Annotated in this window: 29 protein-coding genes and 3 pseudogenes; 17 read left to right on the top strand and 15 right to left on the bottom strand. The window is 47.5% G+C overall.

Translation table 11 applies throughout. The features are described 5' to 3' along the window. Nucleotides 1–110 precede the first annotated feature (110 nt). The 3 genes from U8U01_RS01360 to U8U01_RS01350 all read left to right on the top strand — a co-directional run bounded on the left by U8U01_RS01360 (nucleotide 111) and on the right by U8U01_RS01350 (nucleotide 1,504). The gene (locus tag U8U01_RS01360) at nucleotides 111–392 is read left to right on the top strand and encodes a hypothetical protein (RefSeq protein WP_437124376.1); all 282 of its coding nucleotides are present in this window, start codon (nucleotides 111–113) and stop codon (nucleotides 390–392) included. Nucleotides 393–455: 63 nt separating this feature from the next. After that, nucleotides 456–1,310, top strand: coding sequence for an ATP-binding protein (locus tag U8U01_RS01355; protein WP_322169224.1), 855 nt, complete (start codon nucleotides 456–458; stop codon nucleotides 1,308–1,310). Then, complete coding sequence (locus tag U8U01_RS01350; protein ID WP_322169221.1) at nucleotides 1,307–1,504, top strand: transposon-encoded TnpW family protein; 198 nt, start codon at nucleotides 1,307–1,309, stop codon at nucleotides 1,502–1,504. The genes U8U01_RS01355 and U8U01_RS01350 overlap by 4 nt, the downstream gene beginning before the upstream one ends. Nucleotides 1,505–1,554: 50 nt before the next feature. On the opposite strand, the gene U8U01_RS01345 is transcribed toward U8U01_RS01350, so the two are convergent. After that, nucleotides 1,555–2,085: a dihydrofolate reductase family protein gene (locus U8U01_RS01345; protein ID WP_322169218.1), complete on the bottom strand. Its 531-nt coding sequence runs from the start codon at nucleotides 2,083–2,085 to the stop codon at nucleotides 1,555–1,557. A gap of 207 nt (nucleotides 2,086–2,292) precedes the next feature. Here U8U01_RS01345 and U8U01_RS17400 point away from each other — a divergent pair. From U8U01_RS17400 to U8U01_RS01310, 8 genes and pseudogenes are all read left to right on the top strand, one after another. Further along, a pseudogene (locus tag U8U01_RS17400) lies at nucleotides 2,293–2,418 on the top strand (recombinase family protein); the annotation flags it as partial. 234 nt (nucleotides 2,419–2,652) lie between these two features. Beyond that, a complete protein-coding gene (locus U8U01_RS01340; protein ID WP_016315175.1) occupies nucleotides 2,653–2,853 on the top strand; it encodes a helix-turn-helix domain-containing protein in 201 nt (66 codons plus the stop codon). 91 nt (nucleotides 2,854–2,944) lie between these two features. Beyond that, complete coding sequence (locus U8U01_RS01335; RefSeq protein ID WP_367575585.1) at nucleotides 2,945–5,398, top strand: DNA cytosine methyltransferase; 2,454 nt, start codon at nucleotides 2,945–2,947, stop codon at nucleotides 5,396–5,398. Then, a complete protein-coding gene (locus tag U8U01_RS01330; protein ID WP_322169211.1) occupies nucleotides 5,388–6,599 on the top strand; it encodes a restriction endonuclease in 1,212 nt (403 codons plus the stop codon). The genes U8U01_RS01335 and U8U01_RS01330 overlap by 11 nt, the downstream gene beginning before the upstream one ends. A gap of 65 nt (nucleotides 6,600–6,664) precedes the next feature. Further along, entirely contained in the window at nucleotides 6,665–7,387 is a 723-nt protein-coding gene (locus U8U01_RS01325) for a TIGR02391 family protein (protein ID WP_322169208.1), read from the top strand. Nucleotides 7,388–7,437: 50 nt separating this feature from the next. Next, nucleotides 7,438–8,118: a hypothetical protein gene (locus U8U01_RS01320; protein ID WP_322169205.1), complete on the top strand. Its 681-nt coding sequence runs from the start codon at nucleotides 7,438–7,440 to the stop codon at nucleotides 8,116–8,118. Beyond that, nucleotides 8,115–8,477 carry a hypothetical protein gene (locus tag U8U01_RS01315; protein ID WP_322169203.1) on the top strand — a complete coding sequence of 121 codons (363 nt, stop codon included), beginning with the start codon at nucleotides 8,115–8,117 and terminating at the stop codon, nucleotides 8,475–8,477. Before U8U01_RS01320 ends, U8U01_RS01315 begins: the two co-directional genes overlap by 4 nt. A gap of 11 nt (nucleotides 8,478–8,488) precedes the next feature. Further along, nucleotides 8,489–9,934, top strand: a complete 1,446-nt coding sequence (locus U8U01_RS01310; RefSeq protein WP_322169200.1) for an ATP-binding protein — start codon at nucleotides 8,489–8,491, stop codon at nucleotides 9,932–9,934. A 266-nt stretch (nucleotides 9,935–10,200) separates the two neighbouring features. Here the strand turns inward: U8U01_RS01310 and U8U01_RS01305 are convergent, their stop codons facing one another. The 7 genes and pseudogenes from U8U01_RS01305 to U8U01_RS01275 all read right to left on the bottom strand — a co-directional run bounded on the left by U8U01_RS01305 (nucleotide 10,201) and on the right by U8U01_RS01275 (nucleotide 14,989). Beyond that, entirely contained in the window at nucleotides 10,201–10,533 is a 333-nt protein-coding gene (locus U8U01_RS01305; RefSeq protein ID WP_322169198.1) for a plasmid mobilization protein, read from the bottom strand. Between the two features lie 210 nt (nucleotides 10,534–10,743). Beyond that, entirely contained in the window at nucleotides 10,744–11,118 is a 375-nt protein-coding gene (locus U8U01_RS01300; RefSeq protein ID WP_322169195.1) for a hypothetical protein, read from the bottom strand. A 64-nt stretch (nucleotides 11,119–11,182) separates the two neighbouring features. Further along, entirely contained in the window at nucleotides 11,183–11,527 is a 345-nt protein-coding gene (locus tag U8U01_RS01295) for a hypothetical protein (RefSeq protein WP_322169243.1), read from the bottom strand. Between the two features lie 95 nt (nucleotides 11,528–11,622). Continuing rightward, nucleotides 11,623–11,676: pseudogene (locus tag U8U01_RS01290) on the bottom strand (hypothetical protein); the annotation flags it as partial. After that, nucleotides 11,676–12,509: pseudogene (locus tag U8U01_RS01285) on the bottom strand (recombinase family protein); the annotation flags it as partial. The pseudogenes U8U01_RS01290 and U8U01_RS01285, both read right to left, overlap by 1 nt. After that, nucleotides 12,493–14,118, bottom strand: a complete 1,626-nt coding sequence (locus tag U8U01_RS01280) for a recombinase family protein (RefSeq protein ID WP_322169193.1) — start codon at nucleotides 14,116–14,118, stop codon at nucleotides 12,493–12,495. The gene U8U01_RS01280 and the pseudogene U8U01_RS01285, both read right to left, overlap by 17 nt. 172 nt (nucleotides 14,119–14,290) lie before the next feature. Next, entirely contained in the window at nucleotides 14,291–14,989 is a 699-nt protein-coding gene (locus tag U8U01_RS01275) for a DUF5714 domain-containing protein (RefSeq protein ID WP_367575584.1), read from the bottom strand. Nucleotides 14,990–15,158: 169 nt separating this feature from the next. Between U8U01_RS01275 and U8U01_RS01270 the strand changes: the two genes are divergently transcribed. The 5 genes from U8U01_RS01270 to U8U01_RS01250 all read left to right on the top strand — a co-directional run bounded on the left by U8U01_RS01270 (nucleotide 15,159) and on the right by U8U01_RS01250 (nucleotide 17,942). Beyond that, complete coding sequence (locus tag U8U01_RS01270; protein WP_322169237.1) at nucleotides 15,159–15,488, top strand: DUF3849 domain-containing protein; 330 nt, start codon at nucleotides 15,159–15,161, stop codon at nucleotides 15,486–15,488. A gap of 219 nt (nucleotides 15,489–15,707) precedes the next feature. Next, the gene (locus U8U01_RS01265; RefSeq protein ID WP_322169191.1) at nucleotides 15,708–15,875 is read left to right on the top strand and encodes a hypothetical protein; all 168 of its coding nucleotides are present in this window, start codon (nucleotides 15,708–15,710) and stop codon (nucleotides 15,873–15,875) included. A 188-nt stretch (nucleotides 15,876–16,063) separates the two neighbouring features. Further along, nucleotides 16,064–16,933 carry an Rpn family recombination-promoting nuclease/putative transposase gene (locus U8U01_RS01260; RefSeq protein WP_322169188.1) on the top strand — a complete coding sequence of 290 codons (870 nt, stop codon included), beginning with the start codon at nucleotides 16,064–16,066 and terminating at the stop codon, nucleotides 16,931–16,933. A gap of 532 nt (nucleotides 16,934–17,465) precedes the next feature. Next, entirely contained in the window at nucleotides 17,466–17,597 is a 132-nt protein-coding gene (locus U8U01_RS01255; protein WP_322169184.1) for a hypothetical protein, read from the top strand. Between the two features lie 69 nt (nucleotides 17,598–17,666). Beyond that, nucleotides 17,667–17,942 carry a DUF4240 domain-containing protein gene (locus tag U8U01_RS01250; RefSeq protein WP_322169181.1) on the top strand — a complete coding sequence of 92 codons (276 nt, stop codon included), beginning with the start codon at nucleotides 17,667–17,669 and terminating at the stop codon, nucleotides 17,940–17,942. 372 nt (nucleotides 17,943–18,314) lie between these two features. Here U8U01_RS01250 and U8U01_RS01245 read toward each other — a convergent pair whose 3' ends face one another. The 3 genes from U8U01_RS01245 to U8U01_RS01235 form a co-directional block, all read right to left on the bottom strand. Further along, the gene (locus tag U8U01_RS01245) at nucleotides 18,315–19,097 is read right to left on the bottom strand and encodes a PHP domain-containing protein (RefSeq protein WP_322169177.1); all 783 of its coding nucleotides are present in this window, start codon (nucleotides 19,095–19,097) and stop codon (nucleotides 18,315–18,317) included. 577 nt (nucleotides 19,098–19,674) lie between these two features. Then, nucleotides 19,675–20,415, bottom strand: coding sequence for a DUF5694 domain-containing protein (locus U8U01_RS01240; protein WP_322169174.1), 741 nt, complete (start codon nucleotides 20,413–20,415; stop codon nucleotides 19,675–19,677). 212 nt (nucleotides 20,416–20,627) lie between these two features. Continuing rightward, on the bottom strand, nucleotides 20,628–21,047 hold the full coding sequence (locus U8U01_RS01235) for a hypothetical protein (protein ID WP_322169171.1): 420 nt from the start codon (nucleotides 21,045–21,047) through the stop codon (nucleotides 20,628–20,630). A 33-nt stretch (nucleotides 21,048–21,080) separates the two neighbouring features. Here U8U01_RS01235 and U8U01_RS01230 point away from each other — a divergent pair, with 33 nt between their 5' ends. Continuing rightward, on the top strand, nucleotides 21,081–21,686 hold the full coding sequence (locus U8U01_RS01230) for an MATE family efflux transporter (RefSeq protein ID WP_367575583.1): 606 nt from the start codon (nucleotides 21,081–21,083) through the stop codon (nucleotides 21,684–21,686). Between the two features lie 552 nt (nucleotides 21,687–22,238). Here the strand turns inward: U8U01_RS01230 and U8U01_RS01225 are convergent. Genes U8U01_RS01225 through U8U01_RS01210 form a run of 4 tightly spaced genes read right to left on the bottom strand, consistent with a single transcriptional unit; the run spans nucleotide 22,239 to nucleotide 26,038 of the window. Next, complete coding sequence (locus U8U01_RS01225) at nucleotides 22,239–23,405, bottom strand: Gfo/Idh/MocA family protein (RefSeq protein WP_322169169.1); 1,167 nt, start codon at nucleotides 23,403–23,405, stop codon at nucleotides 22,239–22,241. A 14-nt stretch (nucleotides 23,406–23,419) separates the two neighbouring features. Further along, nucleotides 23,420–24,220, bottom strand: coding sequence for a sugar phosphate isomerase/epimerase family protein (locus U8U01_RS01220; protein WP_322169166.1), 801 nt, complete (start codon nucleotides 24,218–24,220; stop codon nucleotides 23,420–23,422). A gap of 39 nt (nucleotides 24,221–24,259) precedes the next feature. After that, nucleotides 24,260–25,093, bottom strand: a complete 834-nt coding sequence (locus U8U01_RS01215; RefSeq protein ID WP_322169164.1) for a carbohydrate ABC transporter permease — start codon at nucleotides 25,091–25,093, stop codon at nucleotides 24,260–24,262. Nucleotides 25,094–25,126: 33 nt separating this feature from the next. Continuing rightward, a complete protein-coding gene (locus tag U8U01_RS01210; RefSeq protein WP_322169160.1) occupies nucleotides 25,127–26,038 on the bottom strand; it encodes a carbohydrate ABC transporter permease in 912 nt (303 codons plus the stop codon). Nucleotides 26,039–26,059 lie beyond the last annotated feature (21 nt).

Raw genomic sequence — 26,059 nt, 5'->3', positions numbered from 1 at the left:
TCCAGCAACGACCACACGTTATCGCTTATGTCATGTCTGTGATAGGATGTTTCCATCTTTTTCTCTCCTGCCTTTTTATGATGTTTCCATTCTATCACGATCCTCTCACCTTGTGTAGATACTATCTAAAAGGAGCGAGTGAGAAACCGCCCGCCCCATTTGGCAGATATAAAAATACTTTCCTCTCTGAAAGCGAATATGCGGAACTGAAAGAGGAATACTCGGACAGGCTGGAACGGTTCATTGAGGAATTAAGCCAGCATATAGCCGCCAACGGGAAAAGCTACATCAACTATGCCGCCGCTATCCGTATATGGGCGGGGCGTGACAGGAAAGGCACGGGGAAGAAAGGAATCCCCGATTATTCCTACAAAGAGGGCGAGAGCCTTTGACAACAGAGATAGAACGCCCCGTAAACAGGGCGTAAAAGACCATGAACAAGGAGGAACGATTTTATGTGTGATTACAATAACGCCATTTTCCGGCTTGCCACGGCACAGGAAACAGAGCCGGAGGACTACATAGGCGAGGACGGGCTTTTATATTGCGGGAGCTGCCGCCAGCCCAAAGAAGCCTACTTCCCGGAGGGCAAAACCTTTTTCGGGCGTGACCGCCACCCGAAAGAATGTGACTGCCAGCGAAAACGCCGGGAAACGCTGGAAGCCAGCCACCGGGAATACAAGCACCGGGAGGAAGTGGAACGGCTGAAACGGACAGGTTTCACCGACCCGGCTATGCGGGAATGGACGTTTGAAAACGACAACGGCAAATGCCCCCAAATGCACAAAGCCTATGCCTATGTGGAGTGTTGGGAGGAAATGAAAACCACAAATATCGGCTATCTGTTATGGGGCATGGTAGGCACAGGGAAAAGCTATTTTGCCGGGTGTATTGCCAACGCCCTCATGAAGAAAGAGATTTCCGTGTGCATGACAAACTTTGCCTTGATACTCAATGACCTTGCCGCCAGCTACAAGGACAGGAACGAATACATAGCCCGCCTTTGCGGCTTCCCTCTGCTTATCCTTGACGATTTCGGCATGGAGCGTGGCACGGAATACGGGCTTGAACAGGTTTACAACGTGATTGACAGCCGATACCGAAGCGGCAAGCCCTTAATCGTGACAACAAACTTGACGCTGGAGGAATTGCAGAACCCGGAGGACACCGCCCATGCCCGGATATATGACCGCCTTATTGAAATGTGTACCCCCGTCCGCATTACCGGGGAGAATTTCAGAAAAGCCAAAGCACGGGAGAAAATGGAACGCCTTAAAAAGCTGCTGAACGGAAAGGAGATTTGCCTATGACCGACACGCCCAAGAAAAGCACCGCCACTACCGCCCGCCGCCCGGATTGCGTGACAGAAGTACGCCGGGGGAACACCGTCCTTGTGGTTTCCGGCTACTTCAAGCAAGGCACTACCGCCACCGCCGCCGACAAAATGATGAAAGTGCTAGAAGCGGAAAGCGCAGCCGGACACAAGCCGATTTTTACTGCCTAAGCTGTGATATGGGAAAGCGGTCATGCCGGGGAGCGTGACCGCAAAATGGTTTATCGTTTTTGATACACTAATTCTATTATGCCGTTACTGCTTTTTGATGAAATGAAACGTAAATCTATTTTTTTGTCCGTCACATCAAAAAGACGAATGCCATCTCCCAAAATCGTCGGAATGATAGAAATATAATATTTATCAATCAGGTTGTTTTGCATAAGCTGATGAACAATGTCAGCCCCGCCACATATCCAAATATCCTTGCCGTCTTTTTGCCTTAATCCATTGACGAGGGTACATGGATTTTCAGAAACAAAGGTTACATTGCTTTTAGAGGTACAATTCCTATGCGTGATTACATAGCTTTGCAGGTTATCATATACCCATTGTCCGGGTGACAATTCCGTTACAATCTGGTGATAAGTTGTCCAGCCCATGATAACCGTATCAACGCTTTTTACAAAGTCCTCATAACTATCAGCATTTTCAACATCACTGTCCTGTCCAGCCAGCCAGTCAACCTTGCCGTTTATATCTGCAATATATCCGTCAAGGCTCATGGCGATAAATAAAACAATTTTCCGCATTTTTAATTCTCCTGTCCTATATGATTTTCAAAAACATTATACCATATGGGCGGAAAAATAACCATTGTTTATAAACGATAACCCATGACATAAATTATAAGATTTTATTGTCTGTAAAGTAGCAAAAAGGACTGTACAGCCAGCCCCGCCCTATGATATAATAAACCTACGGAATAGTGGGGCCGGCTGTCGGAAACGGAGGAAACCATGTTAAGACAGACCACCCAAAAAATCACCGCCCTTTATCCGAGATTATCCCACGAGGACGAGCTGCAAGGCGAGAGCAATTCCATAAGCAACCAAGACGGCATTTGTCAAGGATATTTTCGCCGAAAAAAGCAAGACTTCAATTTTTATAGTCCTGTCTTTCATCTGAGGACTGAACATAAGGTCGCCATGCAAAATTAGCAGGGTGACCTTTCTCGTGTTTGCTCGAATGCAAATTCGCAACAAATTGCGAAAAACTGTTGTAATGAGCATAAAATCGTGGTATAATCTTTACTGGCCATTTATAGTTCATAATGTACCGAGTAATACCCGTTGCAGTTTTAGCGTTGGAGGACGGTCATGTCGATTTCATATAACAGATTATGGAAGTTGTTGATAGATAAGAATATGAGCGTTGCCGAAATGCGTAGAGCTGCTGACATCGCGCCGAACACGGTTACCCGGATGAGAAAAGATCAAGAAGTAACTATGATGGTACTTGAAAAAATATGTGAGGTCCTGGATGCGGATTTCGGAGATATTGTAGAATATAAAAAATAGCATTTACGGAGGAACCTCATGTTAAATGATAAGAGTATGACGTATGTGACGCTGTTTAGTTCGGCTGGTGTTGGCTGTCACGGTTTTCAACATGGAAGGATACCGTTGTATTGCTACTAATGAAATCATTGAACGGCGGATGCAAGTACAACGTTGCAACCATAAATGCGAGTATGATTCTGGCTATATTGTTGGTGATATTACATCAGATGTGATTAAACAACGAATTTACTCTGAAATTCGTAAATGGAAACATAAAGGAAATGATCGTGTAGATGTCATTATTGCTACGCCGCCCTGCCAGGGTATCAGCGTCATTAACCATAAAAAGAATGACAAGGAAATAAATAGAAATAGCCTCGTAGTTGAGTCTGTTGAGATTATCCGTCAGATTAATCCGAGATTTTTCATTTTTGAGAATGTCATGGCTTTCCAAAAGACACTTTGCATTACTCCAGATGAACGGACTGTTCCAATCGGAGAGTATGTCAGAGAGGTTCTTGGAAAAGACTATGTTATTTCTGGGCGTATTTTGAACTTTATGAATTATGGCTCAAATTCCTCTCGAACGAGGACACTGATGATTGGTGTCGATAAGGCGTACCGGAATAACATCACTCCATATGATCTTTATCCAGAGTTCAGGCCAGAAAAGACGTTACGGGAAGTAATTTATGATTTTCCAAGGCTTGAGTGGGGAGAGATTTACGTTGACGATTTTTACCATGCGTTCCGCACATATAAGTCTGAGATGCGGGAGTGGATTCACGACTTAAAAGAGGGTGAATCCGCATTTGACAACGATTCTCCTGAAAAGCGGCCACACAGAGTAGTCAACGGCCAGATTGTCGAAAACATCAGGAAAAACCGAGATAAATACACAAGACAACCTTGGGATCGTTTCATTCAGTGTGTACATACCCGCAACGACCAATTAGCGGCACAGAATACGATTCACCCCGAGCAGGACAGAGTTTATAGTATCCGTGAACTCATGGAAATGATGACAATCCCAGATGATTTTCGATGGGTGGACATGAGCCTCGAAGAATTGAATGCGCTTTCAAATGAGGAAAAACTGGATGTCTATAAAAGCCATGAAATGAACATTCGCCAATGCTTGGGTGAGGCTGTTCCAACTGAAATCATGCGCCAACTCGCCGCAGCTATTCGCAACAAGCTGGCGCAGAAAAGGTGTGAGTCTATCGAAATCAACAGGATCATTGCGGATTATCACTTGGACAACCGGGAAAATCTGCGTACTTTTTTAAGAGATAATCCTATGGAGTTAGATGTGGCATCACTCATGCGGATTACAGAACTTTGTAACGCCCGCAGGGAGAAGAATGCCGCATTTTACACCAACAAATTCATCGTGCTTGAAATCATGGGTAGTTTACCAACATTTAGCAAGGATGAGATACGGATATTGGAACCGTCTGTGGGTGCGGGTAGTTTCATTCCTTTCCTCTTTAGGCGATATGAAAATGTCCCCCATGTCATTTTAGATGTGGTCGATATTGACCCAGATAGCATCGAAACCTTTGACATCATGCTGGAGAAACTTGACATACCGCAGAACTTTACAATTAATCGGATATGTCAGGATTTTCTCACTTACCGTACAATACACCGATATGACCTGGCGGTCGGGAATCCTCCCTTCTCCAAACTGAAAGAAAGAACGCCAGAAATCGAGTTAAGTCTTGCATCAAATGCAAATCATGTTACAAATAATCTCTCAGAGATGTTTCTGGAAAAATGTATCCGCTGCAGTGACTGCGTTGCATTGGTGCTGAATAAGACCCTACTAAGTACAGAAGAATTTGAGGATACGAGGAACCTTTTACGGCAGATGCGAATTGAGACCATCATTGACTTCGGCCGTTACGGTTTCACAGGAGTATCAATTGAAACCATGTGCCTTATCGTATACCCAAAGATGAAGCCACAAGAAACATCAGTCTACAGCATGAAGTTCAATCGCAAATCTGTTCGGGAGCAGTCTTACTTGACAGATAAGAGATTTCCATACTTTATAATTTATCGAGATGAGGATTTCGATGCAGTAGCAGACAAGTTAATTTTTAATGTATTCTCCGTGTTCCGGGACAGGCAGATTACGAAGTCAATTACAAGTTCGGAGCGAGTAGGCCCTTCCCTATGGGTAATTAAAGCAAAAAATATTGATGATGACGGACAAGGTATTACTCATATTCCTGGCTATGATGTTTATTTACCAGAAGAAATAGCCGTCACTCTTTCTGCATATCAGTATGTGGATAATAGCAGCGTTTATCTTACACCGAACATGACCTATAATCCACGGGTTATTGAGAATCATCCTGGAATTATCCCGGATGGATCGGTTGCGGTTCTAATTCCAAAGAAACCGTTGCGGCTTACTAAGAGGCAGAGAGCGTATTTCTCCACAGAGGAATATAGAAGGTTCTACGGCATTGCGAGAAACCTGTCAACACAGTCAATCAATGTAGATAAGACGAGTGTGTTTTTTTACGGGGTGTTAAAAGAGAATGACAAGTAATATTTTACAGAAATTTCTGGATGAGCATGATTATGACATCCGTAAAACTGGAAACGGCCGCTGGATTGACCAAAAGTGCGCCTTGGATGCAGTTTGCTTTGTGGCAGACTGCATCGTGGACTACATTCAGAACGGAGGTAAGCAGCCGTTCCAGTCACCGGACATCTGGCATTCCAAATACGCAATAAAAAATGTACAGCACCTGTTTGGTAAACCTGATCCGACCATAAGGACAACACTTGATGAGTACAACAAATTCTTCCGTCAGCCGATGAAGATGCTTGCAGCGGCAGGGGTTTTGCGCGAGGATGGTGTGGTACGTAATACTATTCAGTTCAGCGTAGAGAACATGGATGTATTGGAGTACATTGCTCTCCGTGAGCGTAATTCTTTTGAGTTCCTCTGCCTTTATATTGAAAGGACGCTTAAGAATAGCGGCTTGTTGGATGGCTTTGAAACCTTTTTTGAATTGCAAACAAAAGCATCCTTGCAGGAACTTAAGACCATGTTTTCTGATTTTTGCATTAAATACACACCAATCAACACAGCGATAGAGGCAAACCGAATTTTTATCAAGGTGTTGAATCCTCTTGCCTGTAAATTGCACAAGAAGGGCGTGGAAAAAGGACGTCTTTCCCGGTCAATGATTACTTACGACAAAATCATGTATAACCAGACCAACTGGAGAGATGATGCCGTAGGTAAGGACAAGAATGTCGCTCGTGGTGATTTCAACCCGCAACCAAAGACAGAGCAGATGTATCAGTACCGCATTAGTAGAGCAATGAAATATCTCCGAAAGTTTAACGATGCCCATCGTGAAGGTATATCGGAGGTTTTAGATCGTTTTTCTGTTGGGGAACTGGCCACTCATATGCATCACATTTTTCCCCAGAATGAGTTTGAAGAAATCGCTGATTACATTGAGAATCTTATCGCTTTGACCAGCGGACAACATTTGCAGAAAGCGCATCCGAACGGAAATACTCAAATCATTGATAAGCAGCATCAGTATACCTGTCTTATTGCCAAGACGGAGAGCATACGAAAGAATATTATGGCAAACAAAGGCGAGCCAGTCATCTACGATTTTGCAGCTTTCATGTATGTGCTTGACATTGGACTTCGGACGGATTACTTTGAGGCGCTACCTTTCTGTGACTTTAATTCCGTAGTGACTGGGATTGAATTCAATTATTAGTTAAACTTCGCAAAAAATAAAAACTGGCTGATACCCAAAATGATGATCAAGCCGATGGAGAAAAAATGAACAGTACAAAGGTGAACGAGCTATCTATTCAATTGCAGTCACTGTCTTGCTACAATGCTAACCAACCTATCCCCTTCAAGACTGTCCTTGATATCCGCGAGGGAATTGCAAGTGTGGCTCAACAGATTTCAGAGATAAATCCTCCCATCAGTAACCATCTCGTCGATTTGAAAAATGCTCTTTTTACTGAACTGCCATATCAGCACTTTTATATCAATCTGATTGTATACGGGCAGACAATTGAAGCTGTGGACTTTGTTAAAGGACAAATACTCGCTACAAACCAAGCAAATAGTATGGGGCTGTGCCGTTTACTACACCCTAATATTCAGCGAGTTTCTGAAAAATTGTATAGAGATGGAAGTTACGCCGAAGCCGCCTGCAATGCATTCATTGAAATAAATTCTCGCCTTAAGGAACTGTATCGCACAGCGTATCCAGATTCCGAAAATGTTCCTGATGGGCAGGCGCTTATGAACAAGGTTTTTGCCGATAATGACCCAGTATTTGAGGCGGGAAATCGGACTACTCAAACAGGAAAAGACATCCACTTGGGTACTCGTTTCCTGTTCGCCGGGGCTATGGCAGCGTTGCGAAATCCCAAATCTCATGAGAATATTGAGCTTGAGAAAGATGATTCTATGCGGCGAATGATTTTCGCCAGTATGTTAATGTTCAAGATTGACGAAATAATTGCGGTGTCTAATGGTAACGGCTGAGAAGAAATAAGGTATATATGTAAAAGCTGATACTGGCATCGACTAAGCTGGTGAAACAAGAGGAGAAGTTGGGGACAAGGGAGGTGGATGTGCCAATGCCAAGATCATCAAATGCAACTGCTTCCGCCTTTGGCTGGGAATTTCAGAGTAATGCGGCAATTATGCTGATGCTTAAAAATATTGAAAGTGCTTCTAAAGTCAAGGTTGAAGGCGAAACAGAGGATGTTGAAATTACATTTTCAAATGGAAAGATTCTGATGGCACAAGCAAAATCGGTCGAGAAGCCTGATGATTTTAGCCATGTGAAAAGAAACTTGGAGGCCAGTCTACGGACATTGAATGCGGCTTCTAAGATAACCGATGTTAAGCAACTTGTCTTTGTGACGAATTCACCCAATCCCTTTAACAACATACGGACGATGCATAAATTTAGCAGTCCCCTTAATATGGTTCCGTTTTCTGAGTTACCAACAAGCTGCCAGAAGTCAATAACTGATATTTGCTCAAAAAAAGGATATAGTATTGATACATCTATGTTGATAGTTTGTGTGATGCAATTTCATGGTGAATCCGAGGACGAGCGATATAAAGTGCTGCAATCGTTGACTATGGAATTTCTCAATGGCCTTGGTGCCAGTAAAGTGTCCACAGGTCAAATGCTGTCATTGTGGCAAAACTCCTTTAGGGTAAGTGCATCCCAGAGGACTTCCACAATAACAAAGGAAGTATGATATGGCCTATTATTGCCATTCTATGTGAAGTTCGTGAAACAGATGCCGAATTAGAGGATTATGATTTTTCTGATGTTACGGAAATCCTTCAAAAGTATAGGGCAGTAATAAATAACAACAGCGAACGATTTGAATTTGTTTCAAAAGTTCTCAGCGATTTTAATGATTTCTTCCCTGCTTTGAGATCAAAAGAGCGGATGAGCCGTTTTGTATCCGAAAGGTGGGAACAGTACAAAAGCGATTTCGATTTGAAAAGCGCAGACGCTATCACAGAAGAAATGGTAATCCAAATTACGATTTCAAATGTTCTCAAAAATCGCAGGGTAATCGCCGAGATAAAAGGCAAGGTGAAATTATGAGAATAGTTTCATTGCAGGTCAATTCAATGCAGCAATCATTCTTAGGTGATAATCAAAAGATTTTTACTTTCACCCCAGGAGTAAATGTTGTTTTCAGCAGAAAGAACAGCGTTGGTAAGACCACTCTGTTAAGGATGCTTATGTATGCCTTTGGCTATCCAATTCCCAATACCCGTGGCATTCGCTTTTCCGATTATGAGACGATCCTTACAGTTATAGGTTCAGACGAAGGTGAGTTTGTCTTAACCAGAAATCGTGACTATATCGAAATCACTCATGATAGAACCGAAAAGGGATATTCCCTCCCTACTGAACAGACTGAAATACACACATTGATTTTTGGTATTGAAAATTCTGAGGTGGTTGAAAATTTACTTGGCGCTTTTTATGTTGACCAGGAAAAAGGATGGACTCTGTTAAACCGCGGAAAGGTTATTGGCAATATCCGTTTTTCACTTGAGTCGTTGCTTAGAGGGTTGTCCGAAAAATCAAATGATGAATTATCTCAAAGACTTGCCACAGTCAAACGAGAACTTCGGAAGTATCGGCATATGCTCGATGTTGCCAAATATAAAGCTGAGATAAATAAACTGGGAGAGACGGTCTATTCTGATTCTCCGGCTGATGAAATTGACACGGCTTTAGAAGTGCTTTACTGCGAGAGGAAACCGCTCGAAGAAGAACTCTGCCGCATAAAGAGCGTAATTCGAAAAAACAACAGTTTTGAAAAATACATTACTTCTTTTAGGCTTCGGGTAAAGACGCCGGATGGCGCTGAAATCCCGGTTAATAAAGATACTTTAGTTGGCTATACTGATACGACTCTCCTTCTTGTTGCAAAGCAGAAGATTATTTGTGAACAACTTGCGGTTATTGATCGGAAAATACATCAGCTAAGAGCCAAGCAAGATAGGGATTCGATGCTGTTTAATGTAAAAAGTAGCTTAGAGCAATTTGATAGCGAAATCTCAAAAATCGACATTGATGCTTTGGCTACACAGAGAATCATTGCTAAGCTGGAAAAAGAACGGAAAACCTTAGAGGAACAGGTAATTACAAGCGTAAAACAAAATAATCCTCTTGTTGCCGAGTTGCATAGCCTTATTTCACAATATGCTACCCGCCTTGGCTTGGATGAAAAGTATGTGAGTGCGCGAAATGATTATATTTTTACAAACGACCTCAAGTCGTTGTCTGGGGCAATATTCCATAAGGTTGTATTTGCTTTCAAAATATCGTATGTGGCTTTAATTCGAAATCACACGGGGGTATGTCTACCAATTATTCTGGATTCACCAAGTGGGCGTGAGGTAAGCGAGGAAAATGTGAATGAGATGATGGCTATCCTGGCGGAGGATTATACTGAACACCAAATTATAATCGCGTCTATTTACAATAGTTATGACTTCGCTGACAAAAATGTAATTGAATTGCAAGACCGGCTTTTGCCATTTTGATATGAGTTGGCATATTTGATGGGGTATGCGCTACTTCGCAAGCAGTGTCTTTGTTCCCACAAAGACTCGAAACTGCGATTCCCGGCGTTGCCGGAAACCGCAGTTTCTGCTTGTTGGGGTCGTACCCCAAACCCCGTGAACAGCCCCGATGCCGGGGCTGGCTGCGCGTTCGGTTCCCGAACGCTGTTGTTCCTGCTTCGCAGGAAAAGACGGAGCCTGCGTGCCCCTGCAAAGTGGAAAAGTGGCAATCCCAATTCTTACCACCATCATCGGATTGCGGCAAGACTGGCAAGGGCCTGTCTGGATAATTCCCAAATCTCGTCCAGGCGGTTCTGCAAATCTTCAATGTCCGCCGCATAAATGCTCCCGGTTTCGTTCGCCCGTTTTGCGTACTGGTTCAGATTATTCGTGCATCGCTGGAGCATGGAAACAAGCTGGCGCACATCCTTCAAGTCCAACCTGATGCAGATTCCGTCCAGCGCCATCTTGCGGATATAGGCGCTCATATTCAGAACGCCAGCGTCCTCCATTTTGAGTTTTATCCGCTCCTTGTCCTCCGGCGAGATGCGGATTTTCAATTCTTCTGTCCGTTTACTCATTGCGTTTTGGTTCCTCCCATCGCAAATAAAATCAGCCGTTGTTGATTTCCGGCATCGTGTTGCAAATCAGGTTTTTAAAAAATGGCCGGACACAGTAGGCCAATTCCCATGTCCGGCGCATATTCCATATTTCCGTTACGGTTAGTGGTGGTGTTCAATTTGACCACCACCAGCAATCGTAACGATTTTGAGGCTTATTCCATGATTTCGTTACGATTGAGGCAAGTGATCAATTTGGACACTTGCCTTATCTGTAACACTCTGGCGATACGCCCGCTGGCGGCAGGCATTGCAGCAGTAGACCGCATCCGACCGCTTGGGGGTGAAGGTTTTTCCGCATCCCTTGCAGACCCGATTCTGGCGTTTTTCCAATCGCCGCTGTTTCAAATCCTTCTGATACCCTCGATTCTCGCACAGACCATAATAGCAATATTTCTTGGTTTCAATCAATGTGTAGAAATCCCGCCCGCAGCCCTTGCAGACGATTTTCCGTACAGCGGAATTTGGTCTTATCCCGGCGAGTTTTTCTTCATACCATTGCTTCAGCGTTTCCTGATTTTCATATTCCCAGTCACAGTTCCACATAGATTTTCCCTTCTTTCCATAGAACAGGGCGGGCCAAAAATATCTGACCCGCCCCATCCTGTGTTTATACGGTTTCTGTTCCCTGCTCCTCGGTCCGCTTCTGCCGATACCGCATTTTGCTATGCGCTTTCCTTTGGCAAGCCTCACAGCAGTATTTTACATCGTTCCTGGTGGTGGTGAACACTTTCCCGCAATTCCCGCAGACACATTCACGCATCCTGCCTGCCGCCGCCTCCTGCCGGTAAAATTTCGCCCGACAGTTCGGGCCGCAGAACAGAGTGTTCGACCGCGTGGATTCAAATTCTTCCCCACAGCATTTGCAGACCAGCTTGAACGGCTGACCGACAGCGTGTTCTCCGGCCTTGATCTTCTGATAGCGTTCCCGGCTCTTGACCCGATGCCTGTGCAAGGCCGCTTTTCTTCCTCCGGCGTCAACTCCGGGGCGGGAAGGTCGAACCGCCCGATAAATTTCAGATAGATGTCCACTTGCTGTGTTCTGTCGCCATCGACCTTTTCCGGGGCGTGGACGATGATCTTCTCGATGAACTCGTTTATCATCGGTGTATCATGGTCTTATCCTTATAGGAACGGGAACCGGTGCAGTTCTGTGTGAGCGTACCGGCATACACATCATCGTTCAGAAGGCTTCGGACGGTTGCGTAAGCCCACAGCCGGGAATACTTGCAGCTGCCATTTCCGTAATGGACCGCCCAGTACCAGCGGGGAGGGAGAATCCCTTTCTCATTCAAAGCAGCGGCGATTTTCCCATAGGCCATGCCGGACTGACGCATCTGGAATATCTGCCGCACAACAGCGGTGGATTCCCCGTCAATGACCAGCTTGTGTCTGTCCTCCTCGCTCTTGCGGTATCCGTAGGGATCGTAGGCGGCAAGATACTGGCCGCTTTTCTTCTTTGCATGAAGCACCGACTTGACCTTGCTGGACAGGTCCTTGAGATGGTAGTCATTCATCAGACTGCGGAAGTGCAGCATATCGGTGTTGTCCCCCTCGCTGTCCAGGCAGTCCAGAACCGACACGAACCGGCATCCGAGGGAGGGGAAAATGACATCCGTATAACGGCCCACCTCCACAAAATCCCTGCCTAAACGGGAAAGGTCCTTTACCAGAATCAGGTTGATCAGGCCATGCCTTGCGTCCTCCAGCATTTCCAAAAATCCGGGCCGCTGAAAATTGCCGCCGCTGTACCCATCGTCCTGATAGGTCTTGGCCTCGATCCAGCCGTTGAGCATGACGAATTTGGAGAGGATTTCATATTGGTTCTCAATGCTCACCGATTCATCGCTGGGGATATAGCCCTTCGCTTTTGCGGAATTGGAGGCGTCATCCACACTCAGGCGGCAATAGATACCGACTTTATATTGCTTCGCCATAATCCCGCCCCCTTTCCTGTGCCAGCGCCCCGTCCACATTCCCGACATAGCGGTAGTACACCTTGACCTCACAAATCCGCTGCCCGTTGACCTTCTGGGTATCGCCAACCTCGATCCGGTCTACCAGTTCAAAGAGAATGGTTTCGTCCAGTTCCGAGATTTCCGTATAGCGCCGAATAATTTCCAGCCAGCGGTCGGTATCCACCTGGTTTTCCAGGTGCGCCCGGACTTTCCTTTCCAGTTCCGGGACTGCCTCCGCCTTTTCTGCCCGTTCCGCTTCATATTTCTGCATCAGGGTCTGAAATACCGTCTGCGGGATGGAGCCGGTGCATTTATCCTCGTAGAGATTCTGCATCAGACGCTCCAAATCGGAAATACGGGCTAAGGAGGATTTTAATTCCTGCTCATAGGAGAAAAGCCGGGTGTGGGATTCCTTCTCCTTCAGCCGGAGAATCTCGCCCATCAGCCGGTTCGGGTCATATTCCGCAAAGCGGGCCTTTTCCCGGATGTCCTCCAATACCAGCTGGGTCAGCACTGTTTCATAGATGGTGTGGATGGTACACGCGCCCCTTCCGCTGCGGGAGTAGTTGCCGCAGATGAAAGAGCTGTACCGTCCCGGTCTGCCATCCTTATAGGTGAATTTTTCGATGTGGTTCCGCATTTTGAAACCGCAGTCGGCGCAGTACACAAGTCCGGTGAAGATGCTCTTGCAGCCATCGGACGGGGCGCTTTTCCGCACCTTCTTTTTGCCGATGCTGGCTACGGTATCCCACAGTTCCCGCGAAATAATAGCCTCGTGGGTCCCCTCCACCCGAATCCACTCGTCCTCCGATTTATTGACGAGCTTGCGGGATTTATAGGAGAGTGTGCCGCTTTTGCCCTGTACCATGTTCCCGATGTAGACCTCGTTGCGGACCATGTTTTTAACCGTCTGGTCGGCCCACTTGTGGTTGACCCTGCGGGGGTCGCTCTGGCCCTTGCGCTGGTAGTACAGCACACCGGGCGGCTGAATCCCTTCTTCATTGAGCGCCACCGCGATGGCGTGAAATCCCATGCCTGATGCCCGCATTTCAAAGATACGGCGCACAACCGGCGCGGTTTCCTCGTCAATCACCAGATGATGCTTATCCAGCGGGTCGCGCCGGTAGCCATAGGCGGGGTAGGTCCCCATGAATTTTCCGTTTTCGGCACAGGCTCTCTTGACCGCCTTGACCTTCTTGCTGGTGTCCCGGCTGTAAAATTCATTAAATAAGTTCAAAAAGCACATGACATCGGTGCTTCCGTTGTCGCTCATGGTGTCAATTCCGTTGTTCAGCGCGATGAACCGGCACCCAAGAGAGGGGAACAGGTAATCCGTATATTGTCCAAATTCGATGTAGTTGCGGCCAAAACGGGAAAGGTCCTTTACCAGAATCACATTGATCCGCTTTGCCTTTGCGTCCTCGATTAACCGCCTGACGCCTGGGCGGTTGAAGTTCGTGCCGGAGTATCCGTCGTCGATATAGACATCGACCTCATTCCAGCCGCGCTGCCTGACATAGTTTTGAAGCAGCAGCTTCTGGTTCTCAAGAGGATCTGGGATTGAAGATCCTCTTCGACCACGATTCATCGGCCCAGGAACTGCGTGACGGCATCCGCAAAATGACCTATGGCGCCGGCATGGAAAGAAAGTCCTATTACTTTCCTCTTACGGGCGTGATTTGGGATGAAGACTGTGAGGATGCGCTCCCAGCAGCAAGACACCGGGAATGCAGTTGCCGGGATAGCGTAGAAATGTTCTGTCATTGACGCACTTTTGAAAAGGGGCAGCGTTTGCCAATGCATTGATTATTCCCATGGGCGTAGTGGCAGACCACCTTTGATTCTCCCATCATAACGCCGAAATGTTCCTTCACAAAATCAACCGCAGCCAATATAGAGAGGAAAGAATCTCTTTTACAGCATCTTGGCCCGCCAACCTCTCCAATCTTCCCAAGGGCTGCCGAGGTCATCTGATGGGACAGCGCAAAGGGCTCCTTGGCAAGAGGTGTGGACTTCGATATGATAGAAATGAACATACCGGAACTTATGCCCGCTCCACAAGCGCCCCAAAACCCACAGGCACCTCCAGGGACGCTTTTCCCCCGGTTCAACATCTCCATTAGGGCGGCGGGGAGGTCGATATCCCCGCCTGCGTTTTTATAGGCTGTCAAAAGCGCCGCGCCTACCATAGCATGATGCTCCGGCCCATGCATATGGCAAAATGGCTGAGACATCAGCTTTTCCATTATCTCAACAGGGTCATGGGAAGTTTCTTCCAGACAAATTTTGACGATACTGTCCATCCCCTTGGTATGGCATTCATTACAGACATAGTGGCCGTTCACACATCTGGTTTTACTGTTTTCTTTTTTGTGGCAAATGGCGCATTCCATCTGTTCGTCTTGTTCTAAGTACTCCAATATCTCCTTGCAAATCAAGCATTCCTCTTTCATGTTCATGCGGCTGAACCTCCTGCAAGTTTTAATTTGACCAACGAAACTCATCCTAGTATAGCACAGCAAAGCGGTAGAATCAACAGAGCCAAGGGTATGCCGCCCGTTAAGCAAAAACGGAACGCCCACGGGCCAGAACCAACAAATGCAATAGAAACGGAGAAAAGATAAGCCCATATACCATTATTCCCTTGAATACGCCATATGGTGCCACGAGCATGATATACGGCGGGAGAGCTACCAACTGAACTGCGACTGTGCCAGGGCCATCGAAAAGGCCATTGCAGAAAACTATGACGGCCGCCGGCTTTCCGGCGAGTGCACGAAAGCCGCCTTCGGTGAGTATGGCATCGACCGGGTAAACTGGGTGCTTGCCAATACGGTCCATGAAAACGAGGAGGATGGCTGTATCTCCCAGGGCAATAAGGATTGGGCGAAGGAATTCAGCATCCCCCAGGATACTACGCAGCGGCAATTTGTAGTGGACAGCCTTCGAGGCTGGTAAACCTGTTTACAGATACCGTTCGTCAAGCGTGGCAGGAACCGGGCCTGTTCGGCGTCAGTCACTGCACCGGCAAGAATGAGGACTTCCAGGGGGAGAACAGGAGGACACTGGCGACGCTTGCGAAAGGAACAGTTACCCCATCGGCAATTACCAGATTTTGGGCTATGGGACGCCGAATTTATTCTAGTAATAATATATAACACAAAGGAGAAAATCACTATGGAAAACACAAGAACAATGGCCATTCAGATGCCCGAGGAAACCTATCAGCGGCTGAAAGCCTATCTCAAGCGCCATCAGCTCAAGCAGAAGGATTTTGTCACCCGGCTGGTACAGGCGGAGGTGGAAAAAGATGACATCGCCGCGCCGGAGGGGGGCAGTGAGTAGGCAAAAACAGTTGCTTTTTGGGCCGGATTCGGGTATAATGTACACAGCAGGAGCAGAGAGAAAACCGCTAGGCTCTGCGGCTTGTGTACCCGATGTTGAAAGCATACGCTTTCAAATCGGAGTTTGATAAAGAGCGTGACAAACTCTCCAAATCTCGTGGAATACTAGACAGAAAGAAGGTGGATGCCATGAACAAAGCTGCGGCGGAGCTTTCGCTGGCCAATGATTTCATCTTCGGCGAAGTGATGCGCCAGCCTGAGAACGTCAAGCCGCTGCTGGAGGCGGTTTTGGAGAAGAAAATTGCGGAGATCACCTATATCGAGAAACAGCAGGATATGAAGGACGGGTTTGAACTGCATGGCGTCCGGCTGGATATTTCCCTGGAGGACAGCGAAAGGACGCAGTGCGCCGTGGAGATGCAGACCGGCAGCGCCTATGACCTGGAGCGCCGGATCAGGTATTACCAGAGTTCCCTGGACCGGCGAACCCTGGAGGTATCTGAGCGCTACCGTGACCTGAAGTCCAGCTATGTGATTTTCGTCTGCACGGACGATTATTACAAACGCGGCCTGGCGCTATATAGGCGCAAGTCCGTGATTGAGGGCGCGGAGGACATCGTATATGATGACGGCTCCCATGCGTATATTTTGAACGCGCAGTTTACGGAGCCGAACCTTAGTGAGTCGGCTTTGGAGTTTCTGCGGTACATCAACGCGAAGAAAAACAAGCTGTCCTTTGACGTTTCCGGCAACGAATATTTGACCCGGATCGACCGGGCGGTGGAGGACATCAAATCCGACGACAGGAAGGTGGAGAGGTTTATGACGCTGGCGGCGAAACTAGAAGATGTACGGTTTATTGCCCTGAGAGAGGGGGAGGAAAAGGGCCGTGCTGAAGGTAGGGCCGAAGGCCGCGCCGAAGGTCGCGCTGAAGGTGAGCATAGTGCCATGGCGGGCCTGATTAAGCGGTTACTGGAGCGGCATAAGACTTTGGAGGAAATCGCCGATATTTGTGGCCTGGATTTGGACGAAGTCAAAAAAATCGCGGAAGAAGGCTGAGTTGGCTTTTTACGCGAAACGAGTGTTATATTTTGTCATCATCAAATGGCGATTCTGGGTGCCAACGAGGGAGAAACTTCCTCTTGGTATTAGACAAAGGAGTTCGAATTTCTTCACTTTTTTGTGTCGAAAAAGCGGCATCTTTTAAGGCAGAGTTATAATGACGGCTTTAGAAAAGCCCGGAAAACCGCATAAATACTAGGGTTTTTGGCCCTCCTAGGGTCGATGGCATCTTTTAAGCATGGTAAGGCCATGTTTACACATCTTAAAAGATGCCACGCCGAAAAAACCCCGGAATTCCGGGGTTTTTTGGCGTTCAAAGGGCGAAAAAAGGACCGTCACGGCGTGACGTGTTTTGGGGGATGCCAAAGACATTGCCTGCGGCAAGCCTTTGATTTTTGGGATCTGAACCTGCGTGGTTAACAAAAAGCGAGTCAGGGCAGAAGAAAAACAAAATATTTTTTGAGAAGAGCCATGATGAAAATCATGGCCCTTTTTCTTTTTCCAGAGAAAGATTTAGGAGGTATACAGAGTGCCAAAGTTTACAGAAAGCAAGACAGACCGTGCCTACGAGAGTTTTATGCAACAGATTCCCGGTTTCCAGCGGGACCCGGAGAAAAAGCAGCGTCAGAAGGGGGAACCCCATGACAGAAAATCAAAATAACCGCATACCGGGCTGCAAAGTCATGAGCAAAGAGGGGGGTTGGCACCTCATCGCGGAGGTCAACGCTGCTTGCGGCCAGGACCAAGACAAGTATATGCCTATGCTCACGAATATGCCCAGGACTTCCACGACGCCGTCCACGCATACGAGGACTTGGCCTACAAGTACGGCCTTTGGAGCGTGGTGAGGCTCATGGGCCACGCCACGGATGATGGGTTTACGGACTTCCGCGCCTGGCTGATTTCCCAGGGCAAAGAGGCGTACTTCGCCGCGCTGAAGGACCCGGATATCCTGGCGACGGGTACTGGTTTGAGAGCTTTGCTTATGCCGGGTATTACACGCTGAAGGAACTGGCCGGAGAGGACACCTTTGGCAACATGAGTGAAACCACCGTGGAGATGATCGAAGAAACTCTGAAAGCAGATATCCATTTATGGAATTAGGGCTTGTTTGAAAATAGAGGAAATGACGGAATTTTGACCAGAAGCGGTCAGCTTCAAGGAGAAAACCGCAAGTAATACTTGCGTATTACGAGGATTTTCGACGCAGAAGATGGTTGCTTCTGGGTAAAAATACGGCGTTTTCGATTTTTCAAACAAGCCCTAGGCTTTCAAGAATGCCAAAGCGTAACAAATATCAACCAAACGCTGATTTTCCCGTATTACATGGTGCTAGCACCATGCCTATTATACATCTAAGGGAGAACACCTGCATTTCCTAAGCATTTGCAACGCAAATTTCAAGCTCTCGAATTTTATCTCCTACATCTTCAGGACAATGGGCATCGGATGATGTAATAATTTTTATATTTTTCTTCTTCAAAACATGGAGTAAATCTTTATCCATTCCCAAAGAAGAAGTTTCTGAACATCTTCGAGCCACGCCACTATTCTGATCTGCATACATATTACTATTTGAAAGTTCCTTTGCTAAACTTTCATAGTAACCCAAGAGTGAAAAGGACGGTCTATGGCCAAATAGTTTTATTGCATCTGGATGACCAATGCCATCAAATAGTTTGCTTTTTGCCAAGGAAATAGAATCTTCAAAATATTTACGATATATCGTATCTACATCAATTCCAATCCAATGTTCAGGCTTATGATCAAATGCAAATCTATCAACAAAGTGAATGCTGCCTAGCAAAAAATCAAACCCCTTGTCTTTCGTCATCTCTTCAATAAATGTTTCATACTCTTTGAAGTAACATATTTCAAGTCCAAATTTTATCTTAACAGGATATTTTTGATTCCTTACTTTTTCAATAAGTTCATAATACTCCGGCAGCTTATGCTTTCCTGCACTTCTTTGAAACCAATCGTCCACATATTTACTGTATGCGCATACCGAATTATACATAGACCTAAACTCTTCAAATATGTAACAATGTTCAAGTAACCAAATCTCATCAATCTTCATTTCAACGGCCTTATTTACGAACTGTTCAATCCATTCTAACGAGTAATCCCCACGCTCAATATGAATATGACCATCAATCATTTTTTACCCTCCATATAATTAGGGCTTGTTTGAAAAATCGAAAACGCCGTATTTTTACCCAGAAACAACCATCTTCTGCGTCGAAAATCCTCGTAATACGCAAGTATTACTTGCGGTTTTCTCCTTGAATCTGACCGTTTCTGGTCAAAAATCCGTCATTTCCTCTATTTTCAAACAAGCCCTAGCTAAATTTTGGTTTGTCTTTTTGATTATACCACTGTTATTTCCTATTTACAACTAAAAATAAGGGCATGGCAACCGCCACACGGTTTGGAGGGGATATATTAAGCTTGCTCCAGACTGGCAGACCGTTAAGGGACGAGTAGCATTTTTTCGCAAAGTGCGCGAAAAAATCCCCACGCTTAACCCCTTAACCTTCCGGATTTTTGCCGTTGCCATTTTGCCGCAAAGGCCCTGTGGCTGCTGTCCTACAACGGCTGCGACACCATCCGGGCGCTGTACAGTGTGCCGGGGATTTACATCGAGAAGATCGAGCGGCTGAATAACATGGCCCAGCGGTACGGCCTGGGCTGGCGTATCGGGAGGCCTTTATCTCTAACCGCGGCACTTCACATTGCTAATTTCCACTGAGCACCTTGACGGTATCCACAACATGCACCTGCCCAGCCTCCCGGAAGAACTGGCTGAGCAGATGGATATGCCCGGCACCTATCAGTAGCAGTACCCGCTCGTCTGGCTCTTGAAACAGCGCCGTGGTATTCTTCCAGATACGAAGATTGCGGTAATACCAGTACTGGCCCACCCAGCCCGCACCTACCGGCCAAGTGCTATCGTCCAGCTTGGCGAATTCCAAGTAGGTCTGATGGCCCGCCGCGCAGTGCTCCGGCCGGTTCATGTAAATAAAGTGCTCCAGTAGGGTGGAATCTTCCATGTGCTGCTGCTCCTGGTTAAACCTCTCCTCATTGTGGCGATTTAGTTCCTCAACATACTCTGAAGGGTTATCCGCCATCCACTGGAAGACGCTGCCCACACCAGGCACCGCCATATTCCAGTCCACGCAGTGCAGCCGGTCATGCCCCATATGCTCCGCCAGCCGGAACCCAAGCTGGTATACTTCACTAATGCCAAGTTCCTTCTCCCTGCGCAGATAAGCCTGGTATTCCTCCTGCATCTGGCTGCTGTATTCCTGCGTATCCTCCACTGCTATCTTAGTGGGCTTGAAATGTGCCAGGACCTCCACCAGTTTCAACACCTCCTGCTGACGTTGGTTTGAGAGGATGTCCGACTTGAACTTGAACTGATCTCTGTTTCCGGCGCTTTTGAAATGGAATGTCCCAAGTATCATGATCTCCTGCATAGTTTGGCCCCCTACTATTTTTCTTTTATCATAGTATATTCCCCATAAAAAAGCAATAGCAAGAGCCGCCATTGCATGATAAATACTGAAACTGTTTTTTGTATAAGCGAGAACTATAACTTATTTCCAAAAAAGAACCGCGCGGCGTACCGTGCGGTTCTTTCCATAACTGTATGAATATTCATTTGAAATTATCAAAAATATCCGGTTCTCTAACCCTCTATCTGCTCTAACTTACGCAGCCATGCTATACTCTCTATCCACTCTTGATACTGGGCATAGTCCAAAACTGTACCGGAGCCATTGACTGTCCAGGTAATATCCGTTTCGCCAGGGACGATGGGGTCCATGGACTGGATTCGATACGCCACCTTTTCGCTAAGACGCAGCTTGCCGCCTGAGAGGGCATACAGTTTGCTCTCCCCCATATTGCTGGTGTAAGGGTGGGCATACCCAGAGTTCCAACTGCGGGTGCAGATAAACTTTTGCCCCTGTCTGCTAACCACTCCGATTCGGCCGCCGGGGACACTGGCCATGCTCATGATCGTTTCATTGTCCATCAGACCAATGGCCCTGTCGTCCTTCACCGTGTAAACAGAGCCACGGATAGCGGTATCACCGGCGCGCAGCACAATTAACGCCCTTATCCCATCGCCATCACATTCGTGCAGATCATCCTGTACAACTCCCTAACCTATTACGGCGCCCAAACCGCCTATGGCACAGATATCCCCCTGGCCGCCTGCGGCATCGTCATGAAAACAAACGCAATCATCCTTGCCATTGTTGTGGGGATATCCCAGGGGGCGCAGCCCATCATCGGCTTTAACTATGGCGCCAGGCAGTATCACCGGGTGCGGCAGGCATACCTGCTGGCTATCCAGTGGAACCTGGCTGTCTCCGCCGTGGGGTTCCTGCTGTTTCAATGTTTCCCCAAGCAGATTATTTCCCTGTTCGGCGAGGGGGACAAGCTATATTTCGAGTTTGCGGTGTTGTTCATGCGCATCTTCCTGTTTATGGTGATCGTGAACGGGGTGCAGGTGCTCTCTTCCAGCTTTTTCACCGCCATCGGAAAAGCCATGAAGGGCGCATTGCTGGCGCTGACCAGGCAGGTGTTCTTCCTCATACCGCTCATTCTGCTGCTGCCGCTGCGGTTTGGGATCATGGGCGTGCTGTTTGCAGGGCCCACCGCCGATTTTATGGCCTTTGTGCTCTCTGCCGTACTGGCAGGTATAGAGCTGAAAAAGCAAAAAGAAAAAACCGCCGGGTAAAGCAACCCGCCAGGGCACGGTACCAGGAGGGCGCCCGGTTCCCAAACAGATGCCCCCCAGAACCATAGCCGGCAAAACTGGCACAAGCTGCACCCCATAACATATTCCACCTTTGCCCTTTAGCGAGCCCCAAGGTGAGAACCAAACAACCGCACGAAGCGCCAGTTTTGGGGGATTCTTAAGGGGCTTTTTTCAAAAAGCACCTTAAGCGGGGTTTGGGGCAGCGCCCCAAAAAAGCGCCAAGCGCGCCGCCCCCCGTTTAAGACCCCCGCAAGACCGGCCCATTACCGGGGTAAGAAGGCAGGAATATCGGGGGAACATCCCCGCAATACCGGCCGATTAGTTGCAAATAACCCTAGCAAAAAAAGCACCCAGGAGGGATTTTTATTCCTCCTGGGAAATTTTTTGCTAAAAACCGAAGGGCCAACCCCACAGCCCGCCGCCCTGCCTTTCCTTCAAAAAGCCTACAAAAAGAAAACGCCCATCACAGCAGAGGGCAATATAAGCCTTTTGCTCGAAGAACGCTTTCTATTCAAAGGATATCAAGCCATTTTAATTATCAAGGATGGCCTCGTAGGCATTACCCGCCAGCGCAGTGAGCGGCAGCGGTTCAGGACGGTTGCAGGTAGACTGCATCACATAGGTCTTGCCCTCCCTACTGCTCTGCCAAATACCATGGATCGTTTCAAACGCATGATATCCAAGGGAGGCATCCGCGCGGGGCCTGCGGCCATTCAGTATGGCATAGGCCAGATCTGCCGCACCGATCCCACGATTCTCGTCAGTATAGGGGTACAGAATGGGCATTTCAACCAGTCCACCGGTAGTTTCGCGACTTAACCTGATGGTGCCGCTGAACTCATTGGGATCGAAGAGGATTAAAGAGCCCTGTGTACCGTGAATCTCTATGCGGGGCTCCCCTGGAATATGGGTATCCCCTGCTGGCACGTCCATGCCGCCCTCACTGGTGATCACCAACGTGCCCAGTGCACCGTTTGCAAACTCCAGCGCCGCCGTTACGGTGTTGGGCGATTCCACTTTAAATTCTTGCTTGTATAGCGGATGCCGGGGGTTCGGATATGGGCGGTGCTCTCTGCGGGTCTGCATAAAGCCCGTCACCCGGCTAAGAGGTCCCACAAGATTTACCATATTGTGGATATAGTAACCGCCCATATCAAAGGGGATGCCACCACCCGCATCCAATACAAAGGATTTATATGGCGCCTCAAAATCCCGCAGATCGTTGTAGGAGCGGATGCATATCCCGGTGACAGCTACTGGCTCACCAATAAAACCTGCATCAATGATCTGGCGGGCCGTCTGCCATCCGCCGCCAAGAAAAGTATCCGGCGCAGAAATGTAGTGCAGTCCCTTCTTCTGCGCCAGTTCAATGAGTTCCTTACCTTCCTCCAACTCCACTGCAAGCATTTTTTCTGTTAAGACGTGCTTGCCCGCCTCCAAAGACAGTTTCGTCACTTCATAATGGGACCGAGGATATGTGGTATTGAGGACGATCTCAATGGAAGGGTCATTCCATATCTCCTCGTTGGTCATCTGGCGGATTCCAAACTGTTCCGCCCTACCGGCAGAGCGCTCAGGGATCAAGTCTGAACAACCGACCATCTCCAATACATGGAATTTGGTTGTAATATTTTTAAGATATTTATAGCTGATGTCGCCGCTTCCAATAAGCGCGGCTTTCACTCTCCGAAGTGCCATAAGTAATTTCTCCTTTATAAAACTGTAACACCAAAATTTGTAAGGTTCCTGCTGCTGATCTCCAAGCTTGTAAACGGATCTATTGGGCAAACATCCTGCTCAACTATGGCATATTTAACCCCAATCTCCCTGCACACAGAGATGATCTCCGGCCAGTCCAGGTTGCCCTCGCCCACCTCTGCAAAGTCTTTGCATACCTGCTCGATTTTCTTTGCTCCGCCAACAATGGCATAATCCTTAAAATGGACAATATCCATCCGCCCCTTTGCACGGCGCAGCCATTTTGTCACCCCCACACCGGCGGCTGCCAGCCAATGGGTGTCCAAGGCAAAGTGCAAGCCATTAGGGTCAGTTTCCGCAAAGAGGATATCCATGCCCTTTTTCCCCTGTCCCAGCGAGTAGAATTCCAGCGCATGGGGGTGGTAGAGCAAATGCAGCCCTTCTTTAACAAAATCAGGCGTAATGCGGTTGACCTCTTTGGCAAAGTTTTCATAACCTTCTTTCGTTTCTCTCCATTCTTCCGGGAGCGTCGGGATATCCAGGTCATGAACATGAAATAAATGCGCCAGTTCAACAGCCTCTTTGACAGCATTTGCATCCCCGCGCCGGAGCCTTTCATAATCGACGCCAACAGCACAGTTTTCGAGGCCTAGCTCCTTTAATATGCTGTGCATTTCTACCGCAGACAGTGAAGGGCCAAGAAACAACTGCACAGCATTGTAGCCCATATCCCGAATGCGTTTCAGCGTGGCATACGCTTCACTGGGCGAGCCGAGATGGTCCCGCACTGTAAATAACTGTACTCCTTTTTTCACAAGGCAACAATCCTTTCTGTTAATATAAAAATCTTGATTTTACCCTTTGATGCCGGTAAATGCAATCCCCTGCGTAATCTGTTTTTCAAAGAGCAAGTATACAATGAATATGGGTATCAGCGCACAGACTGTGCCTGCCATAGTCAAGGCGTACTGTGCCGTATACTGGCCGGCAAACATCGCAAGCCCCATTTGCAAGGTGAATTTTTGTGGGCTGCTGAGATAGATCAACGGCGAGATATAGTCATTCCACTGCCCTATAAAGGTAAAGATTGTCAAGGCGGCCACGCCTGGCGTCGCCTGTGGCAGGATTATCTGCCAGAAAATCCTGAATTCCGCTGCGCCGTCGATCTTCCCCGCCTCGCGGAGTTCGTCAGGCAGCCCCAGGAGGAACTGCCGCAGTAAAAAGATACCAAAGGCACTAAAACCCTGCATGAAGATCAACGTAAGCAACTTATCCGTCATGTGCAATCGCCCCATAAGGATATATTGCGGGATCATGATGCTGTGCCACGGGATCATCGTGGTTGCAAGAAACGCCACGAACAGGACGTTCTTCCCCCAGAACTGTAGCTTTGCAAATGCATAAGCCGCCAGAGAGCAACAAGCTACCTGCAAGGCCGTACCGCACACTGCCACAATGGCAGTGTTTTTGTAGTAGGTCAGGAAGGACGCCTCTTCCCAAACGCGGGCATAGTTCCCCCAATTTACCGGATCCGGTATCCACTGGATAGGGTTCGTAAAGACCTGGGCATCATATTTGAAGGAGGCCGAGATCATCCAGAGAAATGGGAATACCGTGACCAGAACGAGGACAAGTAAAAGCCCGTAAAAGGGCAGATGCCTTACCCGCACTAGCAGTTTTTTTGTCATAGAGAACACCTCCAAGTCCCGACAGTTACCGTCTTATTCATAGTGGACCCAATATTTCTGCCCGATAAACTGGATCGCGGTAATGACAAGCACCATAAGGGAGAGGAAATATGCGATGGCAGACGCGTAGCCCATATGGGAACGGGTAAAAGCTTCCGTGTAGATACGGTATACCACCACCTGTGTCGCGTAGCCAGGGCCGCCTTTTGTCAATACATTGACAAGATCAAACACCTGGAAAGAGTTGATCAGCAGCATGACGATACACAGAAAAATGGTAGGCGAAAGCAACGGCAAAGTGATTTTTCTATAACGTTGGAATGCGCTGGCCCCATCAATCTTTGCCGCTTCGTGGAGAAAATCAGGGATCGTCTGCATCCCCGCCAAAAGTATCAGCATATAATACCCGAAGTTCTTCCATACAGAAACAACGACGGTAGAGAACAGCGCCCAGTCAGAGGACATGAGCCACTTGGGCGGGTCGGAAATACCGATTCCCATTAAGAGCAGGTTCAGCGGGCCATTGGTTGGGTTAAATATCTGTTTCCAGATCACAGCCACAGAGGCCATAGCCGTGATATAGGGCAGGAAATAGCAGACCCGGAAGAAACGCCGCCCGGCTTTAACATAGTTTAGCGCTGTGGCAAAAAACAAAGCCGCAAGCAGCGTGAGCGGTGTGAAGAGCAGGGCATAGATCACGTTGTTTTTGAGAGCGTTGACAAAATATTCGTCGGAGAACATCTGGACATAGTTGTCCATTCCCACAAATTTCATCAAGTCCAAATTGAATCCGTTGAAATCCGTAAAGCTAAAGTAGACCCCGGTGAGGATCGGGATAAAGAAAAAGAACAGGAAACCGATTAATGCAGGGGCAACAAACGCCCACCCGGTAAGGTTTTCTCTTTGCATCTGCCATGCTTTGATTTTATTGATCTTTGTTTTCACGGTAATCCCTCCCGCTAGTGG

Source organism: Acutalibacter caecimuris (genome assembly GCF_034335085.1).
Lineage (GTDB): Bacteria > Bacillota > Clostridia > Oscillospirales > Acutalibacteraceae > Acutalibacter > Acutalibacter caecimuris.
The sequence above is the reverse complement of the archived record's forward strand: the minus strand, read 5'-3'. Positions and strand labels throughout refer to the sequence as shown.